Annotated in this window: 23 protein-coding genes; 6 read left to right on the top strand and 17 right to left on the bottom strand. The window is 51.8% G+C overall.

All coding sequences use genetic code 11. The features are described from left to right. Positions 1-52 precede the first annotated feature (52 nt). Positions 53-583, bottom strand: a complete 531-nt coding sequence (locus PXG97_RS15645) for a hypothetical protein (RefSeq protein ID WP_276498722.1) — start codon at positions 581-583, stop codon at positions 53-55. 134 nt (positions 584-717) lie between these two features. On the opposite strand from PXG97_RS15645, the gene PXG97_RS15650 reads away from it, so the two are divergent. Further along, the gene (locus tag PXG97_RS15650) at positions 718-1,203 is read left to right on the top strand and encodes a hypothetical protein (protein ID WP_276498723.1); all 486 of its coding nucleotides are present in this window, start codon (positions 718-720) and stop codon (positions 1,201-1,203) included. Between the two features lie 350 nt (positions 1,204-1,553). Here PXG97_RS15650 and PXG97_RS15655 read toward each other — a convergent pair whose 3' ends face one another. From PXG97_RS15655 to PXG97_RS15680, 6 genes are all read right to left on the bottom strand, one after another. Next, the gene (locus PXG97_RS15655; RefSeq protein ID WP_276498724.1) at positions 1,554-2,099 is read right to left on the bottom strand and encodes an REP-associated tyrosine transposase; all 546 of its coding nucleotides are present in this window, start codon (positions 2,097-2,099) and stop codon (positions 1,554-1,556) included. Positions 2,100-2,393: 294 nt separating this feature from the next. Further along, the gene (locus PXG97_RS15660; RefSeq protein ID WP_276498725.1) at positions 2,394-2,840 is read right to left on the bottom strand and encodes a PepSY-like domain-containing protein; all 447 of its coding nucleotides are present in this window, start codon (positions 2,838-2,840) and stop codon (positions 2,394-2,396) included. A gap of 32 nt (positions 2,841-2,872) precedes the next feature. Continuing rightward, complete coding sequence (locus PXG97_RS15665) at positions 2,873-3,118, bottom strand: hypothetical protein (RefSeq protein ID WP_276498726.1); 246 nt, start codon at positions 3,116-3,118, stop codon at positions 2,873-2,875. A 47-nt stretch (positions 3,119-3,165) separates the two neighbouring features. After that, positions 3,166-4,233: a coiled-coil domain-containing protein gene (locus PXG97_RS15670; protein WP_276498727.1), complete on the bottom strand. Its 1,068-nt coding sequence runs from the start codon at positions 4,231-4,233 to the stop codon at positions 3,166-3,168. Between the two features lie 79 nt (positions 4,234-4,312). Beyond that, positions 4,313-4,939 carry a hypothetical protein gene (locus tag PXG97_RS15675; protein WP_276498728.1) on the bottom strand — a complete coding sequence of 209 codons (627 nt, stop codon included), beginning with the start codon at positions 4,937-4,939 and terminating at the stop codon, positions 4,313-4,315. Positions 4,940-5,039: 100 nt separating this feature from the next. Next, positions 5,040-6,446, bottom strand: coding sequence for a mechanosensitive ion channel family protein (locus tag PXG97_RS15680; protein ID WP_276498729.1), 1,407 nt, complete (start codon positions 6,444-6,446; stop codon positions 5,040-5,042). A 193-nt stretch (positions 6,447-6,639) separates the two neighbouring features. On the opposite strand from PXG97_RS15680, the gene PXG97_RS15685 reads away from it, so the two are divergent. From PXG97_RS15685 to PXG97_RS15700, 4 genes are all read left to right on the top strand, one after another. Further along, positions 6,640-7,164, top strand: coding sequence for a DUF2911 domain-containing protein (locus PXG97_RS15685; protein ID WP_276498730.1), 525 nt, complete (start codon positions 6,640-6,642; stop codon positions 7,162-7,164). Between the two features lie 824 nt (positions 7,165-7,988). Then, positions 7,989-8,954, top strand: a complete 966-nt coding sequence (locus PXG97_RS15690) for a DUF2157 domain-containing protein (RefSeq protein WP_276498731.1) — start codon at positions 7,989-7,991, stop codon at positions 8,952-8,954. Then, the gene (locus PXG97_RS15695; RefSeq protein WP_276498732.1) at positions 8,944-10,020 is read left to right on the top strand and encodes a DUF4401 domain-containing protein; all 1,077 of its coding nucleotides are present in this window, start codon (positions 8,944-8,946) and stop codon (positions 10,018-10,020) included. The genes PXG97_RS15690 and PXG97_RS15695 overlap by 11 nt, the downstream gene beginning before the upstream one ends. Next, the gene (locus tag PXG97_RS15700; RefSeq protein WP_276498733.1) at positions 10,010-10,507 is read left to right on the top strand and encodes a GDYXXLXY domain-containing protein; all 498 of its coding nucleotides are present in this window, start codon (positions 10,010-10,012) and stop codon (positions 10,505-10,507) included. Before PXG97_RS15695 ends, PXG97_RS15700 begins: the two co-directional genes overlap by 11 nt. A 978-nt stretch (positions 10,508-11,485) precedes the next feature. Here PXG97_RS15700 and PXG97_RS15705 read toward each other — a convergent pair. Beyond that, entirely contained in the window at positions 11,486-12,409 is a 924-nt protein-coding gene (locus PXG97_RS15705) for a glutamate--tRNA ligase family protein (RefSeq protein ID WP_276498734.1), read from the bottom strand. Positions 12,410-12,625: 216 nt separating this feature from the next. Between PXG97_RS15705 and PXG97_RS15710 the strand changes: the two genes are divergently transcribed. Further along, a complete protein-coding gene (locus PXG97_RS15710) occupies positions 12,626-13,594 on the top strand; it encodes a sterol desaturase family protein (RefSeq protein ID WP_276498735.1) in 969 nt (322 codons plus the stop codon). Positions 13,595-13,674: 80 nt separating this feature from the next. Here the strand turns inward: PXG97_RS15710 and PXG97_RS15715 are convergent, their stop codons facing one another. From PXG97_RS15715 to PXG97_RS15755, 9 genes are all read right to left on the bottom strand, one after another. After that, positions 13,675-14,142, bottom strand: a complete 468-nt coding sequence (locus PXG97_RS15715) for a hypothetical protein (RefSeq protein ID WP_276498736.1) — start codon at positions 14,140-14,142, stop codon at positions 13,675-13,677. Between the two features lie 44 nt (positions 14,143-14,186). Next, positions 14,187-14,639: a GNAT family N-acetyltransferase gene (locus PXG97_RS15720; protein WP_276498737.1), complete on the bottom strand. Its 453-nt coding sequence runs from the start codon at positions 14,637-14,639 to the stop codon at positions 14,187-14,189. A 20-nt stretch (positions 14,640-14,659) separates the two neighbouring features. Beyond that, the gene (locus tag PXG97_RS15725; protein ID WP_276498738.1) at positions 14,660-15,142 is read right to left on the bottom strand and encodes a hypothetical protein; all 483 of its coding nucleotides are present in this window, start codon (positions 15,140-15,142) and stop codon (positions 14,660-14,662) included. 5 nt (positions 15,143-15,147) lie between these two features. Next, positions 15,148-15,609, bottom strand: a complete 462-nt coding sequence (locus tag PXG97_RS15730) for a hypothetical protein (protein WP_276498739.1) — start codon at positions 15,607-15,609, stop codon at positions 15,148-15,150. Positions 15,610-15,727: 118 nt separating this feature from the next. Then, a complete protein-coding gene (locus tag PXG97_RS15735) occupies positions 15,728-16,228 on the bottom strand; it encodes a hypothetical protein (protein ID WP_276498740.1) in 501 nt (166 codons plus the stop codon). A gap of 166 nt (positions 16,229-16,394) precedes the next feature. Continuing rightward, on the bottom strand, positions 16,395-16,604 hold the full coding sequence (locus PXG97_RS15740; RefSeq protein ID WP_276498741.1) for a hypothetical protein: 210 nt from the start codon (positions 16,602-16,604) through the stop codon (positions 16,395-16,397). Between the two features lie 11 nt (positions 16,605-16,615). Next, complete coding sequence (locus tag PXG97_RS15745; RefSeq protein WP_276498742.1) at positions 16,616-16,828, bottom strand: hypothetical protein; 213 nt, start codon at positions 16,826-16,828, stop codon at positions 16,616-16,618. 179 nt (positions 16,829-17,007) lie between these two features. Next, positions 17,008-17,562 (bottom strand): lipocalin family protein, encoded by a 555-nt coding sequence (locus PXG97_RS15750; protein WP_276498743.1) that lies wholly within the window; start codon positions 17,560-17,562, stop codon positions 17,008-17,010. A gap of 9 nt (positions 17,563-17,571) precedes the next feature. Continuing rightward, positions 17,572-18,003 (bottom strand): GNAT family N-acetyltransferase, encoded by a 432-nt coding sequence (locus tag PXG97_RS15755; RefSeq protein WP_276498744.1) that lies wholly within the window; start codon positions 18,001-18,003, stop codon positions 17,572-17,574. Positions 18,004-18,020: the final 17 nt, after the last annotated feature.

Genomic DNA, 18,020 nt, shown 5'->3' on the forward strand with positions numbered 1-18,020 from the left:
CTTGCGGGAGCGGGGAGCCGTGGGCTGTGCCAGCGGAAAGTATAGAAGTGATCTAAAAGTACCCAAGCACCCAAAGCTGAACTATGATTACAATCATGTTCATGATCGCAGCATTTAGTAGCTGCTCTTTGTTATGCCACATGGCTACTCCAAAAATGGCTATCAATCCGAACGCAATAGGTATAAATGCGAAACTGCCAAATATGCTCGCTCCTTGCCGTAATTCTTTTTCAACACCATTAGCTTTAAGATAGGCTGTTTTTACAATTTTAAATATTCGCGTAGTAACCAAACGAGCCGAGTCTGCCTCCTTTGGATTGAATCGCTGTACTTTGTGATAAGCGTACCGGAAGTGCTCGGTATAAAGAATTTCGTTGTCTAATTGAATTGTGTAGCTGTGGTTACTGTATCTAGAGCGCCCTGTATAGTGTATCTCCTGCCGGGAGACGATCTTTTCATTGTAGACTTTATATGGTAGAACATAAACGTCAAGAAGGGCAACTACTGTAAAAAGTAAGCAGCCGGCGTTAAACCATCGGAAGAAATGTAAAGCGGGTAAAGGTAGTTTGTCAGCATAGGCCATAGCCAGGCAATATATGAAAACAAGTATAAATATTTATTCCCGCTCTTTCGGATTTACAATCCGACTTCTGCAGCGGCGTTAGCTAATTGCGCCAGCGGGGAAAGTTATCTGTAAAAGCTGTATATTTAAAGGCTATGGAAACACCTTTACTTCGCTACAGGCTAACCGACCCTCCAGGCTATGGGACGAAGGTAAGCGCTATCATTATTACAACCGGAGGAATAGCCTTGGCCATAACTCAGCCCGTGGTAGGCTTGATCCTGATTGTAACTGGCATTCTGCCGTTTTTGTACTTCAAGTGCCTCGAAATAGATATGTATAGCGGGACCTATAGGATAGGAGTGCATGTCTTAGGATATACATTGGGGCAGCAAGAGCCATACCCCGGGATCAAGTGTATTTTCCTGAAGAAGAACAGAACAATCCACCAGCCTTCCGTACGCTCTTGGTCTCGGGTCGTCTCCACTTCTTTTGACGGCTACCTCTGGTTGGAGGATGGCACCAAAATACTGCTGTCACAGGAGGGGAAGAAGGAAGTTGCCTTGCTTAAACTACAGCCCTTTGCCGATGAATTGCAGACTGAAATCAAAGATCTGACAGCTCCTCTGTCGCAGGCGTAGTGGTTTATTACATTGAACCAGCCATAAGTATACCCACGCGTAAGTTTTAGAAAGCGAACCATCGTTAAAAGCCCCAATCCGCTCTTTCGGATTTGCAATCCGAAAGCACCTACTGCGAGGATTTGTAATCCGACTTCAACAGCTGCTTTAGCAAAGAGAACTGCCACTTCAAAAGTATAAAAGCGGATTATAAATCCTGATAGTATTCGTTTTCGGATTGTAAATCCGAAAAAGCAGTGGGAAAAGCGGATTACAAATTTGAAAGAGCAACCCCTATTCCACGCGCTCACCGCCGCTCTTCGGGATTTGTAGTTCCGAAGCACCTGTTATGAGAATTTGTAATCTGACCTTTACTCCAGCAGTATAACATCCAGCAGGCCGGGGTGACCGGCGTAATTCAGCGCCGAACTATACAAGTAATGCTCTGGCTCGGCTACAATTTCAGCTGCTACTGGGTTCTGATGGATATACTGTAGCTTCTGTTCCATGAAGCTGTTTGTGTGTAGTTCCTTGGCTTCGTTGCCGTCCTGCCAGAATTTGAAGTTCTTGGTTTTTACATCATTGGCCGCTGCGTATGCAAAACGATTGAGCAGCCAGTCTTTGCGGCTTTCATTTTCTTCCTGTATAGCCTTTAGGATTGCTTTGCTGGAAAATTTCTTGAAATCACGAAGTATGTCTGAAAGATTATAGCCGTCTTGTGCCCCGGCAATTAGGTGCAGGTGGTTGCTCATCAGGCACCAGGCACATAACTCCAGTCCTTTGTGTTGCTGGCAATATTTCAGAGAATCTATGAGGATGTGCCGGTATGCCGGGCGGGTAAACACATCCACCCAGTCCACTACCGTCAGGGTGAGGAAGTATAAATAAGCTGAATGTGTTCTGTTTTTCAGTCCCATGCAGGCTTGTACGGCTGTTCGCGACGGATTATAAATCCCTGTAGTAGAAAACTTTCGGATTACAAATCCGAAAGAGCGGGTGTTCTAGCCGGTGTAATGCTCATCTCTATGCTTTGGCCCGTTACAAAATGGCTGCCACGCTTAGCTCCTCTTTGATGCTGCGCTCAGCAAGCAGTATAAATAATGATCTGTCCTGCCCGTCTGCACGGCTGTCTGCTCCAAGGTAGGGTGTAAAGTATAGAAAAGCGCCTGAGGCTACAGCCCCAGGCGCTTTTCTATACTTGTATTTTATACTTAATCCCAATAGGTTGGCTCGGTTACTTCCTGGCCATCCTCAGCAAAAACTATCTTTTTGTCCTGGCCTTTTTGATCGAGCTCTAACTGGTAGTAGGTTTTGCCGTCTTTCTCGACCTGCTCCACATCATCTACACGCATACCTTTGTATTTTTGATCTATGGCAGTGCGTATACCTTGTGGCAGGTCTTTCTCCATTACATCGCGCTTGGTCATCAGTATCTTGCCGGAGGGGTCGATCATGGCAGCATAGTCGATGCGGTCCACGTCGAAATCAGCCTCGTAGTTATTGCCATCTTTTTCCCACTCAAGGTCTGTGGCGTTAGCATATTTCTGAGTCAAGGCACTTTTCACAGCCTCAGGAACTTCCTTGGCAGGTACATCCTGTGCCTGTGCGGCAATAACTGAAGCTCCAACAACGGCGAGTCCAACAAATATCTTCTTCATGGTTCTAAATTTTTGGTGAAACATGTGTTCAATTACAATCTAACGAGGTGAATCTGAAGAAAATCTGAACTTGGGAGGATTTGCTTGAATAAGGGTGGAGTTTTGCCCTTTAATACTGCCTTAAAAATGGCCTGTGTTGGCAACCCATGAGGAGTAATGAGCTGTGACTGCTGGCAAAGAAATTTTCGGACAGTTTTACCTTGGTGCTTGGATTTAGCTTTTTTAAAGCGCAGCGTTAGCGCGTTTTCCAACTTGCGGTGCGCCTGGGTCACTTTCATACTGCCGTTGTGGGGGCAGCGGAAGTGGGCGGTATAGTTGGTTGTCTCTACTTCAACAGTGCCTTCACCATATGCGGGTCCTGCAGGGCACGGAGATTTTGCTTCAGCTGCTCCAACTCCCGGTTCAGGTCCTCTTTGGCCCTCTTAAACTTCTGGTCCATTTGCCCGGGGCTGCCGCCAAAGCGGGCGTAAAAGCCTGCGTTGGGGCCAGAAGCGAATTCCTGAAGTCTGGCTTTGAGCTCATCCTCCTGGTCAGCCAGTATGCGTACGTAGTACTGCAGCCGTTCATCAGGAAGTTCGCTCAGGGCCTGGCCTTGTTCCTGCATAAACTCCATCTGCAGGCGCAGCAGCTCAAAAAAGTCATCGTGGTGGTAGGCCTGGGTTACGCGTTTCATGGCTTCTTCTTTCCAGGCGCGTTTGGCTGCATCCTGCTCCTTATCGGGGTGCAGCTGCTTGGCCAGCTCGGTGTACACGCGGCGGCTGGCTTTGCTGATGTTGCTCAGCTCAGCCTTTGCCTGCGCCTCCTTGGCAAGCTGCGCTTTGGTTTTGCGGCTTTTCTGGCGGTGCTGCTTTTCACGCTCCCGGCGCTCCATCTCCCGGTCCAACTCCGCCTGTATGCGCTCATAGTCATCCAGATCTTCGAGTTCACCTGCTGCCTCGGCCTCATCATCCGCTATACTTTCATCCAGGCCTTCTGTACCCTCATCGGTGTAGGCTGCTTTTTCATCGTAAGTGAACGCGGCATACCTGTCGTGCAGCTCCACCATGTCCCGGCGCTCATAGTTGCTTATCAAGTCAAAGGAGAGGTTCTCAATAAGGGCAGCTAGTTTTTCTTTTTCCCGGTAACTGAAAATGGGGAGTGCATAAGCCTCATCAAGCAGTTTGGCCAGCTCCACCCGTTTCTCGAGCTGCTGCTCTATAATAGGCCGCAGTTCCTTCTCGACACGCTTCTGCGCCAGGTTTATACTTGCGTGCCTGTCTGCAAGCTCCTGCTTCAGTTGGGCTATTAGCGCCGTCTTTTGGTTAAACTCCTGCTGCAGCGCGCTCAGTTTTCGCGTGGCCGGAGCGGCGATCTGGGGCGTGAGCTGCCGGACAGGCTTATCAGTTGGTGACATAAGGGTATGGCGGCAAAGTAAATCAGGGGTAAAAGCAAGGCCCTGCAGCAGGCAAAGTTACCAAATTCGGCGCCAGGCGTTACTCCTGCGCATCGAAAGGTATAAAACGGTTGTTTTGCAGCACGTAGAGCGTGGTGCGGTTGTCTTCTAACACTGAAATGCCATCTGTTTTCAGGCTGGCGCTTTGCTGCTGGCGCGGGTTGCGCACCAGCGAGTCCTGCGAGGCAAGCTTAAGTTGGTAAGTGCTGTAGCGGCCGCCGTTCAGGAGCTGTGCGGGATAGCTGGCCACCTTTACCTCCCGGGGCCGTTGGGTGTAATCCAGGAAGGCCAGGATTTGGATAGAGTCGTTCTGGAGGACCTGCACCGCGTAGTCGGGTGTGCCGTTGCCGTTAAAATTACCGCGCAGGAACAGCGGGTTACGAACCTGCGCCTTTTTGTTGGCCATGGCCTGATCGGTGAGTGTGGCCACCTCCGCCTTGGGCTGCCTTTGCTGCAGCAACCGGACTAATGTGTCGGGGAGGGGGTGCAGAATTGTGCCCTCCTCGGCTGCCTGCGCTATGCTGTCGATGGTGGCTTTGGTGCTGGTGTCTACCTGCGCTGCTATCAGGTCTTCGTCTGCGGCGCGGTTATAGTTTCCGTCGGCGGAGTCGGAGCCGCAGGAGCTTAAGCAAAGCAGGGCGGCAAGTATGGCGTGGTATGGTTTCATGAAAATATCTGTTTAAGGTAGGCAGGCATACCTGATTGCCTGTCACAAAGTTACAACGTGCATCGGCAGCTATGGGCCCGGATGACATAGATGCGCCGGCTTATTCAGGGCTATTGCCACGGCCTATGGCGCTTGCCTGGGCAGGCACCCCATCGGGGTTGATGAACTGCACCTGCTGGCGAGGGTAAACGGGGATGATCTTGCCCCGGTACTCGGGTTTGGCTGTTTCCTTGGTGAGGCGTAGCGAGAGTTCGCTCTTCCACTTGCGGCGCTCCCGGGCACCCACCAGGTAGCGGATGATGATGTTGGTCCAAGACTCTTCCAAAGAGATGAAGACCTGTGGCCTGTCGGTTACATTATAGTCCAGGTCCGCGCGCTTGAGCAAAGCGGCGTAGCTCCGGGCAGGGTCCACCATGTAATTGCCCAGCAGTTCTTCGGCCACATTGCCGATCACCTCCATCGCGAGCGGAATATCCGACTCATTGGCCACGCCGAAAGCAAGTTCATCCCATACAAAAGGGAAGTCGCGCGTCAGGTTAATAACAGTGCCCGTCAGGATCTCGTTGTTTGGGAACGTAACCAAGCGGCCGGTTGGCTGCTCTGCCATCACAAAGCCAGGCTGGTAAGGCGCCCCGATCTCCCACACGGTGGTTGTCAGGAAATCAATCCGGTACACATCGCCGAATACATCGCCTACCCGCACCCGGTCGCCTACGCGGTAGTACCCCTGAAAAGAATTAAGCAGCCAGCCCGTAAAGCTCTCGATCGGCGTCTGTAGCGACCAAGACAAGGCCAGGCCGATCAGGCCCAGAGAGCCTAGCATGGCGCGTATGTCGCCGGCCACCACACTAATGGCAATGCCTATGGCCAGGAGCCATACGGCAATAGAGAAGAGCGAGATGATGGCGTTGGAGCGCTCCCAGCGGCCCAGAATTTTCTGGAGCAACAGCCGCAGCAGCCGCACCGCCCCCCAGGCCAGCAACAGCGTGCCCAGGGCGATGAGCATCTTGGGCAGGTTGTAAAAAAAGCTGTCCCACATGCCTTGCAAGGCTCCAATGGCTTCGTCTGCCGCTTCCTTGCTCGATAATAGTTGGGAGGTGTCTGTTGCGGCAGCGCCGGCAACTGAGTCTGCGGCCACTAAGTCCTCCACGGCTATCTCCTCGATAACGGCTACCGTGTCGATGGTATCCTGCCCACCCCCCTGCGCCAGGCCTGCCTCGCTCGGGGCGAAGAGCAGCATCATAAAGCCCGTGATGGCCACTGCCAGTATGGTGGCCTGCCGAAAGTTCTTGAGCCTGTTCTTAGCACCCTCCACCGCCGAGCCACGCCTTACACGCCGGCTTCGTGCTTTGCGGGAAAGCCTTTTAGCCGCTTGGGAGGAGCGGCCAGCGCCGTAAGTCTGCCCCGGCTCAGGGGCGGCGTAGCGGGCCCTGCCGTAGGCTGTTTCCTGCTTTGGTGTGCGGCTGGAGCTCCTGGTGTTTCTGCTGTTGTAGGCTGATGATGGCATGAAATACGTGTTTTCGAGGTTCGGTGCTGTGGTCTTACCTTCCCCTCCCTATACGGAAGAAACGGCCAATGTTGTAAAGCGGCTGGAGCAGCCGGGGCCTTGGCTGCTCATATTCTCTCCTGATAATCAGGTAGTACTTATACTTGCGGAACGCTTTTACGTATGTTGTTCTTGAACTAAAACTATAGCTCGTATGAACAAATCTAAGGTAATGAGTTGGTGCATGCTGTTGGTTGGCATGCTGATGTCTTTTAGCGTGCTGGCACAGGGTAACCAGCAGAAGGCGAGTCCGGCAGCCACTGCCACGGGCAAAGTCGGAGATGTGACGGTAACAGTCAACTACAGCAGCCCTTCGGTGAAAGGCCGCAACATTTGGGGCGGTTTGGTGCCTTACGGGCAGGTGTGGCGCTCTGGCGCCAACGAGGCTACCACCGTAACCTTTGACAAGGATGTGCTGGTGGAAGGCGAGCGGCTGCCCGCAGGCACCTATAGTTTCTACACCTTGCCTAGTGAAGAGGAATGGACTGTGATCTTTAACAAAACAGCCAAGCAGTGGGGAACGCAATACGACGAAAAGCAGGATGCGCTGCGCGTAAAGGTAACACCGCGTAAATCCGGTGAAATGAACGAGCGCCTGAAGTATGATGTGACGGACGAAGGGTTGTTGTTGAGCTGGGAGAACCTGGAAGTGCCGGTGAAGATAACGGCTGGTAAATAGGCTAAGTATAAAGTATAAGCAAAGGGGGCAGTTGCTACAATGCAACTGCCCCCTTTGCTTATACTTTCAAAAGGTTTTGCCTGTAACCGGAGGTTGATTATACTTTATACCTTCTGCTGGCGCAAGCGTCCGCTTGTGCCTTTCCTAGCCGCAGCTTCCCCTACTGGAAACAAGCTATCCTTACTAGCTCCCGTTTATCCTCCAGACTTACATGCAGCTCGTTTCACCTCTAGCTTTTGTGCTCTCAAGCCCGAGAGGGCTCGCCTTCGGGCATCGCGCTGTCTACATTTCCTTTGCTCCTGACGTCGCAATGCCGCTAAGGCGGCACCAGAAATCTAGAAGGCGCTCAACCCAAAGGCTGGAAACAGGTTCGATAGCTAAGACTGTTACTACTGTCCCCTTGAGGACAAGTGAGAGCGCGAGTTCGAAACTTGCGAGCGCAGCTCTAGGGGTGTAATCGTCTCTTGAAAGGCTCCCTCTCCTGTTTTTAGGAGAGGGTTGGGGAGAAGTGAATTCCCCTCCTGGGAGGGGTTGGGGTGGGTTTATACTTGTGCTGATGAGGACTGCAGCTATGCCACTTACACTTCAGCAAAAGCAACTACAGGCTCCCCTCCTTGGCTAAGGAGGGGTAGGGGTGGTTGGACCCGGTGCTGCATAAAACTCCCCCCTGTTTTTAGGGGAGGGTTGGGAAGGGGTAATCGTCCCATAAATCCTTATCCAGCCAAAACTCACTTTTTCCCAAAATCTCCCAAAATCAAAGTATAAACTCGTATTGTTTCCGAGCTGCCGTTTCTGTACTTTTCTTTTTGCTAAGCCCAAGGCCTATGAGACAGAGTATTAACCGGGAGCTGATCTACAGCGTTGCCCGGCACAGCAACTGGCAGGCAGCCGGTATCGAAAACAAGCTGCGGAGCGAGGAGGTATATGCTACCGCCCGCAGCTGGGCCACCTTTGTCCGGCTTTTCTTGCTGGGTACGGGTGCCAGTTTTACCCTGGCAGGCATCGTCTTCTTTTTCGCCTACAACTGGGCCGATATGCACAAGTTCGTGAAGCTGGGCCTGCTGGAGTTCCTGCTGCTGGCTACCACCCTGGCTGCGCTTCTCCCCAAATTCAGCAAAACCATCCGGAACGTGCTGCTAACAGGTAGTGCCGTGCTGGTAGGTGTGCTGTTTGCCGTGTATGGGCAGATCTACCAGACCGGTGCCAACGCCTTCGACTTCTTCTGGGGCTGGACCTACTGCGTGGTGCTGTGGGTACTGGTGGCCAACTTCCAGCCGCTGTGGTTTATTTTCCTGGCGCTGCTCAACACCACGTTTATACTTTATACCCAGCAGGTAGCCACCCATTGGAGCTTTGCCCTGGTGCTGGATGCGCTGTTTGTACTTAATGCTGCGGCCGTGGTAGTGTGGGAGGTGCTGGCAGTAAAAGGAAAAGTAAATGTGCAGCACAGGTGGTTTCCCAGAATCGTAGGGCTGGCCGCAATTGTGTTCATCACCATCAGCATGATTTCGCTCCTGTTTAGCAATTTCGAAGAAGACTATGGCCTGGCGCTCTTGCTGGGATGCGGCATGTATGGCGGGGCCATCTGGTACGGCAAACGGGTGCGCGAGCTGTTTTACCTCACGGCTGTTCCCTTTAGTGCGATCGCTTTCCTTACCGCGCTTTTTCTGAGAATCGGAGAGAACCTGCCTGAACTGATGTTCATGCTGGTCACAGTGTTTGTGGTTGGCAGCATTACCTTGCTGGTGCAGTACCTGGGCAACCTTTACCGACAGTGGCATGGAAAATAACGAGACAGCACAGCTCGACGCGCTGCTGCAGGAGCTAGCGCAGGAGCAGCCCGGCTTTACCTTCGACCGCGACAGCATCGTGGCGGAGAACACCGCCACGGCTTCGCTTATGAAGCGTGTTCCTATTAAGGTGCTAACCATCCTGGGCAGCCTGTTGGGCATGGCTACTTTTATAGGCTTCCTGCTGGCGGCCGGTCTGTACAACTCCAGTATAGGGATGCTGTTTTTTGGCCTGTGCAGCTTGGCGGGGGCAGAGGCCCTGATCAGAACGAAAAAAGATGCCTCTGCGGACTCTATCGGAGTTTCGCTCTACATAACAGGTTATGTGCTGCTGGCTGTTGGTATAGGGCAGTTTACTGAAAATACCACGGCAGTAGCCGTGATACTGGCATGTGTGGCAGCAATAGCCATCGGGGTTACAGTAAGCACTATAAGCGTGTTTATCGCGGTGCTGGTGCTGAACGGAAGTTTGCTGGGCCTGATCTTCATCCATAAGGTATACTTCCTTTCCCACGGTTTTACGGCCATACTTGCTCTTGTACTTACCTTCCTGAGCCTGAACGAGGCCAGGTTAATCGCTGTTTCCCGCCGCTTTGCGCTGGTGCTGGGACCGGTGAGGATGGGCGTAATCTTCTCGCTAGCAGCCACACTGGCGCTGTTCGTGCACCAGAAGTTCCTATCTACTACCATAGCGCACCTCTGGGTATCGAGTCTGGTGCTGATCGGTTGCCTGCTGCTGCTCGTGTACCGTGTGCTGCGCGATGTGGCTATACTTAGCCCGAAAACAAAGCTGGTCATTTATACTTGCGCGGTGCTCTTGCTGGCGCCGTTTATACTTACCCCCTCGGTGCCGGGGGCGCTGCTTATACTTTTGGCCAGCTTCTACATCGGCCACAAACCGGGCTTTTGGGTGGGGCTGCTGGCGCTTGTATACTTCATCGTCCTCTACTACTACGACCTGAACATGACGCTGCTTGCCAAATCCGGTGTGTTGGTGGCGAGTGGGCTGCTGTTTCTGGGTGGGTTTATACTTCTCAACAATTACCTCAAACACCATGCTGACTAAACGGGTGATCATCATACTTACTAACCTGGCGCTGCTGCTGGTGATGTTTAACTTCTCGGTGGCAGAGAAGGAAGAGGTGCTGGAAAACGGCGAGCTGGTGTTGCTGAAACTGGCCCCTGTAGACCCGCGCTCGCTCATGCAGGGCGACTACATGCGCCTGAGCTACGCCATCAGCCAGACAGAGGACCTGGAGAAGCTGCCTGCCAGAGGATACGCCGTAATAAAGCTGGACGAAAAGCAGGTGGCGCAACTGGTTCGCTACCAAAAAGACAAGGTGCCGCTGCACCCGCAGGAGCACCTGCTCAGGTACACCAAGGGCGAGTGGAGCATCAATTTGGGTGCTGAGTCATACTTTTTCGAAGAAGGGCAGGCCAAGGTGTTTGAGGCGGCAGAATACGGCGGGCTGAAGGTGGATGAGCAGGGCAACAGTATCCTGGTGGGGCTTTACGACGCGCAGCGGCAGCTGATTCAGCCGGAGCGGAAGTGATAGCGACTCCTGCTCTGGATGTCTCTGTCCGTGTAAAGTGTGCTCCTATACTTTATGCCTAAGCTGGCGCAAGCGTCCGCTTGTGCCTCTCTTAGCCGCTGCTCCCGCTGCCTGAACAAAGCTATCCTTCCAGCTGGCGCGACTTACCCTGTTGCTGCTGCTTCCTGCAACTGGAAGCAGGCTATCCTTACTAGCTGCCGTTCATCCTCCAGACTTATTAGCGGCTTGTTTCATCTTAAGCTTTGGCTCCCTCCAGGCCGGGAGGCCTCGTCTTCGGGCATCGCGCTGTCTATATTTCCTTTGCTGTCGCAATTTCGCTAAAGCGAAACCGGAAATCTAGAAGGCGCTCAACCCAAAGACTGGGAATATGTTCGATAGCCACTGCTATTACGACTGTCCCCTTGAGGGGACTACAGGGGTGTTAAAGCAGAACCTATGAAATATATACTTCAGCACCAGTAATAACAGGCTCCCTTAGCCAAGGAGTGGTAGGGGTGGTTGGACCCGGTGCTACTGAACTCCCTCCCCCTGTTCTTAGGGGAGGGCCGGGGTGGGGTTAATTCCCCTCCTCGGAGGGGCTGGGGGTGGGTTTATACTTCTGCTGATGCGACCCCAGCAGCCATAAAGCTTATACTTCAGCATCAGTAATGACAGAACTCTCCTCCTTTGACAAGGAGGGGTAGGGGTGGTTGGACCCGGTGTTACAGAATTCCTGTCCTTTAGGCTAGCTAAAGCACGAGCTTCAAAGAACGATCGTAGCTCTATCTTATGGCAGCATACTTCTACTTCACCTCCCTTCCTCCAGAACCTTACTAGAAGAAAAACTAGTGGCATGGGTTACTTGGACGGTTAAAGAAGCTGTAAGTGTAATGCCCTTACCTATCCAGGTCTTACCAAACTTTTTAGGGAAGAAGTAAGGTGTTAGGCTGAATTCTAAAACAGCCGAGAAACCCTTCTCCTAGAGCAAAAAGGAGCCCGCTACACCCGCAGCTCTTTCTGGCTCATGTTCCGGAGGTCCTCCAGTCTAAACTTATCCAGAAAGCTCCTGGCATCCGTTATATTTCTCTCCTGCCAGCCTAGCGTGTGCGCTATGGTTTGCCAGAACGCTTTGCTGCTGAGGCCGCCTTTGCGCATCTCTGTAATAGATAGGGAGTCGTGGGATTTGGAGAGCTTGCCGCCCTCGGGGTCTGCTACCAGCGGGTGGTGCACAAAGTTTATACTTGTAAAGGCTTCCGCGCCCAGTAGTTGCGCCAGGTACAGTTGTGCTGCTGTGGAAGAAAGCAGGTCTTCGCCCCGCACGATGGTGTTGATGCCCATCTGCAGGTCGTCGGCCAGCGAAGCAATCTGGTAGGCGGGGATACCTTCCTTGCGCTGCACCACGAAGTCAGGCATCTCCTCGGCTAGTTTTACCGTGGAGGTTTGCAGCAGCTGGTCCTGAAAGGTAACCTCTGTACCTTCAGGTATGCGGATGCGCCAGGCAATGCCGGACTGGTGCAGGGGCAGCTGCTCGTGGCGGCAGGTATGCAGGTCGCAGGTGCTGCTGGGCAGTGCGGCCAGTTGTTTGCGGGAGCAAGGGCAGGCGTAAACAACTCCCTGCTCTACCAGTTGCTGCAGCAGGGCATGGTAGCGCGGCAGGCGCAGGTGCTGCGAGTAACCTTTCAGAAAGTCCTCGGCATCGGCAGGGCCCTCGTCATAATCCAGTCCCATAAAGTGCAGCGTGTCGAAGATATCCTGCAGATACTCCGGCCGGAAGCGGGCATTGTCCAGGTCATCGACCCGAAGCACCACGGTGCCGTTCTGCTGCCGCGCCAGCGCCCACGTAATGGCAAACGAGAGCGCGTTGCCCAGGTGCAGGTAGCCGCTGGGGGTGGGGGCGATGCGGGTTTTCAGCGTTGAAGGCATGGGCGTATACATTGGGTGTTGCGGCAAGGTAGCTGTACGCATAAGCCGGCCGAAAGGCGCCGGCACTCACTGTACCTTCACCCCGTACTCCTGCGTATATATCGCTTACCTAGGCTGCTAAAATAGGACTTAGGCTTAAAATTACGTAATTTAGAAAATTCCGCAGCGCCCGATCTTAGGACGCGCACTGTTGTTCAACTTACCCTACTACTGTTTATGGAGATCCTGTTTGGCGAAATGCCTAACCCCTTTGTCTATTTTGTACCCCTGTTCTTCCTGCTGATCGTTGGCGAGGCCTACATTAGCTACCGCGAGGATAAGGACCTCTATAGCCTGAAAGATTCACTGGCCAGCACATGGGTAGGGCTGGGGGCCGCCGCGCTAAACACGCTTACCAAAGCGTACCAGATCGGCTTGTTTTTCCTGTTCTATAAACTCTTTGAGCCGCTACGCGTGGAGTTCCTGGGTTACGAAAACCTGGGCTGGGCCTGGTGGGTGTGGGTGCTCTGCCTCATCGGCGACGATTTTAACTTTTACTGGCACCACCGCTTCTGCCACACGATACGGATTTTCTGGGCAGCGCACCTGGTGCATCACTCCTCCGAGAAATTTAACCTGGGCACGGCCTTCCGCAACGGCTGGACCATTTTCCTGTACAAGCCCATTTACTGGATCTGGATGCCGATACTTGGCTTTAACCCGGTGATGATCGCGCTGTGCATGTCGTTCAACTCTATTTACCAGTTTTTCCTGCATTCCACGCTGGTGCCTAAAATTCCGGTGTTCGGGCAGGTGTTCAACACGCCCTGGGTGCACCAGGTACACCATGCCCGTAACATAGAGTACCTTGACCGCAACCACGGCGGCATCCTCATCATCTGGGACAAGCTGTTTGGTACGTATATGGATAAGGACAAACAGCTTAAGACAGAGTTTGGGGTGCTGCACCCGCCTACCAAGCACGACCCCATCACCCTCAACTTTCATGAGTTTAACGACATCTGGAAAGATGTGCGCAGCGTGAAATCGTGGAGGGCAAAGTTCATGTACGTATTCGGCCCTCCGGGCTGGAGCCACGACGGCAGCCGCAAAACCTCTAAAATGCTGCAGCAGGAGTGGCAGGAACAACAGAAAGCCATGGCTGCCCCCACTGCCAGGGAAGATAAAGCAGAACTGGTGGCATAGAAGACGATTAAACCGGCGCGGCCCCCAAAGTATAAGTTCTTACTTTGGGGGCCGCGCCGGTTTAGTTTACATCGTTTTGCCTACTGCTCTCTGGCCGTAAAACCCACCGGAATCAGCAGGTCGCCCTCGTCGTACATGTTCAGGTAAAGGCTTAGCGTGTCGGTGCCGCCATCCCAGTATACCCTGTACAGGTCCAGCAGGCCGGCATCGCCCATCAAACCGTTTGGGGTTTTAAAGGTACAGCAACTGCCTTCGCGGTAGTACCCTACTTCCTCGCCATTGGGCCCTAGCAGCGCATTCAGGTAGCGCCTCTCGTTCATTGGACCGCTTTGGTCGCGCGCACCACCTACCTTTATGGCATTCTTCTGCTCATAGCCATAACTGTTGTCGTCCGACTGCCGGGTTAGCTTATAGGTTCTGTCGTTTAGGTACTCCACGGCTGTGGTGCGGGTGTCGCCGGTAGCCTGGTTGCCACTGGTGGCCAGCTTTTGGGTGGCGCAGGCCGTAAGCACTGCTGCGGCGCTCAGGGAGAGTATAAGTTTTTTCATGTGTAGGTTGGTTAGGGTGTAACTTTTAGGGGATGTGACTTTATTTATACTTCGTGCCCGGGAAGAGGCAGGCGCAGCTGGTACAGATCAAAACCCGTGGCCCAGAAATCCTTTTCTGTCTTCTCCAGCACAAATCCCTGTTTCTGGTAAAATGCGTACACCAGCTGCGTCGTCCGGACGATGACCAGGTGTATACCTGATTTGCCCATGATAACACGGAGCCTGTGCTGCAAGAGCTGTTTGCCGATGCCTTTGCCCTGGTGCGCCGGGTGAATCATGTCCCAGGAAATACGCGCCAGCCCCTCCTTCGGAAAATAGTTGATGCCACCTGCGCCTATTATCTCGCCCTTTTCCTCCACTACAAAATAGTCTTCTCTATACTTGTCCAGGTACTCCGCGAAATCATTTTCTTCGGCCTCGGCGAAGTAGGTTGGCGTGTTGAGCCGCAGCAAAGCTAGAAGCTGCTCTTTGTCGGTCGGGGTGTAAGGCCGGATCAAGTTTGGGATGATAGTTTAGGTTACTGCTTTACCTCATTGAGAGACTTCTCGATCTCGTTCAGTAGCGGCAGGTAGGCTGGGGGGACATCTCTTCGCGCTTCATCGAAAATCCAAAATTTCCTCTCGCCTCCTTTAGCGTACTCTATGTAGTAGCCGCTCCAGTTATGGTCTGTTTTGCCCACAAAGCCGCTTTTTATCTCCAGCAGTTCTTGTGGGATGCTGGCTGCAAGCGTGCTTATTCTATTATACTTCTCCTGACTCAGTTTTCGGAAATCACCAGTGTGGAACTGGTTAAAGGAAGGGTAGTTGGTGCTGTCCTCCAGAAACTCATAAAGGCTGTTGTTTTCGAGCTTGTACAGTTTCATGCACTCGCCGCCCACGCAGTCCTTGTAAAAACGCCCGAAGATAAGGTAGCTGTCTTGTGTTGGCGTTTTTTGGATGAAGCCGGAGGCCAGGAGAAGTATAACTCCAAGCAGCAGTAGGTGATGGGTTGTTGTTTTCATGGCTTTTAACGTCTAGTATAGGCAACGTTATTTTTCATTTTGTCAAAATTGCCCTTTATCCTCTTTATCATTTCATAATCGGTAAAGTCAGCAATATTGAGAACTTTTTCGCCGCCTGTCGTTTTTAGTCGCACCTCCTCTAAGCCAATTGTGATATTTTCAATTAATTCTGTCGGGATGGATTGTTCAGTGCTGTCTTCTCTCAACTTATAACTAATCTGGTTCTCTTGCCATTCGATAAATTGGCCACCTCTACCTTTAGTAGTTTTATAGCCTTTATACATTAGATAAATCGGGAAAGCCATTACTAGCAAGTCCAGCCAAAAACCTGTTGTCCCAAATTTATTAGGATTGAAATATATCTTTAAAACTAACAGGACTAAAGCGGCTAAACCCAAAAAGAGAAACATCTTATTTGATTTTTCCGCTCTGTTTGTTTCTATTCTGTCAATTATCTGAGTTTCCACTGAATCTTTTATTTATTTTAATGTTGCCTAACGTCTCTGCTAAACGACGGCATAGGCCATCGGCCGTAGGCTGGGGTTTAGGTTTTGTTAGGTTTAGTTTTTCTTTTTCAGTGTCTGCTTAACCAAGTATTTTATTTGGATCTAACTCCGCTGTTCTAAGAATAAGCTCATAAGCTCTCAAGAAACCATTGAGTTTTCTTTTATCAGAATCATATTTGGGTGTATTAACATGAAAGGATACAGCTGTGCCCAATGAGCCATAGGAGATAGAACAAGCTTCCCCATCTAAAAGAGAAGGATGCGGACCACCTATAATTTCTGTTTGTTTAATTCCCTGTATAGCATTTACAATATAGTTAAACTGCCTTTCTGTTATAGTAATTTCTTTGTCGATGGATTTAGCAGGATCTACCTGCTGAAGAGATACCGACTCCACTTTCAGATTGTAGGTATTGTTTGTGTTGGGTTTGATGGTAACTTTTACAGAAGCATTCACAGGTTTAACCGCTGTGCTATATTCCAGGATTATAAATCTAATATCTTGGCTTTGGGCTGTTATCGACATCAAAATAAATAAGCTAACAAGCAATGTAGCTCTGATATTAAGTATACTATTCATTCGCCTTAGTATTTAGATCTGACAACCATTCTTATACTTAACCTATTTTTAGCAAGACTATTAAACAGGTTTTATTACTAACTAATACTTTATATTAAACCTTACTATAGTGTATAAGGAGCTGTTCCGGTTATTGGCCCTATATGTGGAGTACAGCGTCTCATTCTTAACCAACCGGCTTAACCAGTTTCGAGAACAGAAAATAAATGGCCGCATACACTACACCCCACGTGGCCAGGTCAACTGCGAACTTGAGGTGAAGTATGCCTTCCTCTAACAAATCATACTTGAACCCTGCCAGGAAATGCACAAGTTTCACGGTAAGGTAGGTGATAAAGAATGGGACAAGCGCGGCCTGTGTGGTGCCTTTTCTCATGTCTAGTTCCTTTACCTGGTTATAAAAAACTGATAGATGTAAGCGCCTGCTGCTATACCGAGCACCAGCAACAGGATGATGTTGGCTATGAGCGGGATCTTGATATGTTTCTTTTTCTTGTGATTGTACAAGGAACCTCCTAAAATAACGGCAAGCAGAACGGAGTTGATTGTCGTAAGGACGCTGTTGATGGCAAGCCAAATGTTTCTGAAGGTAAAAGCCATAGGAGGTTCTTGTTTAAGTGCTCTGGATATTAAGCTTTAACAATATAAGTAATTCCAGATGAAAGTATAGTGCCTGTTCAAGAAATTATACTTTATAATTGATTGTACATTGCAAAAAAAAAACAGGAGCCAGGGTTTGTTTGCCCTGGCTCCTGTTCTTTAAGTATAAATTTATAGGCTTAAACCTGCGTAAAGCAGCTTTGGTCGGTCATTAGCAGCTTCTCCACCGGAAACCCTTTCTGGTCGGCCAGCTGCACGAGGCGCTCCAGTACGTCCTGGTCCAGGGTGGGGGTGCGGGAGAGGATCCAGAGGCTCTCCCGGTCCGGAGCACCCACCAGGGCGTAGGCATAGTCAGGGTCCAGCTCCAGTACCCAATAGTCGCCCCGGAACGGCCAGAAGAACTGCACGCGCAGCTTGCTGTGGTTGCTGCCCTCTACCGGAAAGCCTTTGCCCTCGGCCATGCTAAGCTTGCCGTTCGGGCCGCCTTTGCGGCAGGCGTTCTTCACCTCCACATAGCCCTCCGGGTTCAGGCTGTATTCAGCGTACACGCAGTGGCAGGCTTTCTCATAGCGCTGCGGCAGGCGGGCAATCTCATACCAGCGGCCCATGTAGCGGTGCAGGTCCAGGTGAGGCACGGTTTTGAGCGGGGCATGTTTGCGGCCCCGGTTGCTAAGTATGGCCACGCCGGCCAGCACCGCGCCTGCGGTTAGCAGTAGTTTCGTTTCTTTTTTCATAGTAGCAGGTTACAGCTGCTTGGCCATCAGGTAGTGCTGTATGGAGCCGAACAGCAGGTGTGTTTTTTCTACTACTTCATACCCGTTGCGGCGGTAAAAGTTTACGGCATTTTCGCGCGCCTGCAGCGTCATGCGCGCTGCCCCCAGGGTGCGGGCGCGCTGCTCCATGTACTGCAGCAGCTGGTCGCCAAGGCGCTTGCCCTGCTGGTCGCTGCGGATGCCCATAAAGCGCAGCTGCCCCTCCTGCGGCGTGGCCAGGTGCAGGCGGCAAACGCCAACAGCCTCTCCGGCCTCGCTTAGCAGCAGGGCATGTATGGCGGTGGCATCATCGGCGGCACGCTCACTGCCCTCCGGCTGCCCCCAAGGCTGGCGCAGCGTCTGGTAGCGCAGGCGGTAATACTGTTCAAACTGTTCGGGCGTGGCGGGTTCTATTATTTTCATTGCTGATTGTTAGTGGT

This window comes from Pontibacter litorisediminis (genome assembly GCF_029360645.1).
Classification (GTDB): Bacteria; Bacteroidota; Bacteroidia; order Cytophagales; family Hymenobacteraceae; genus Pontibacter; species Pontibacter litorisediminis.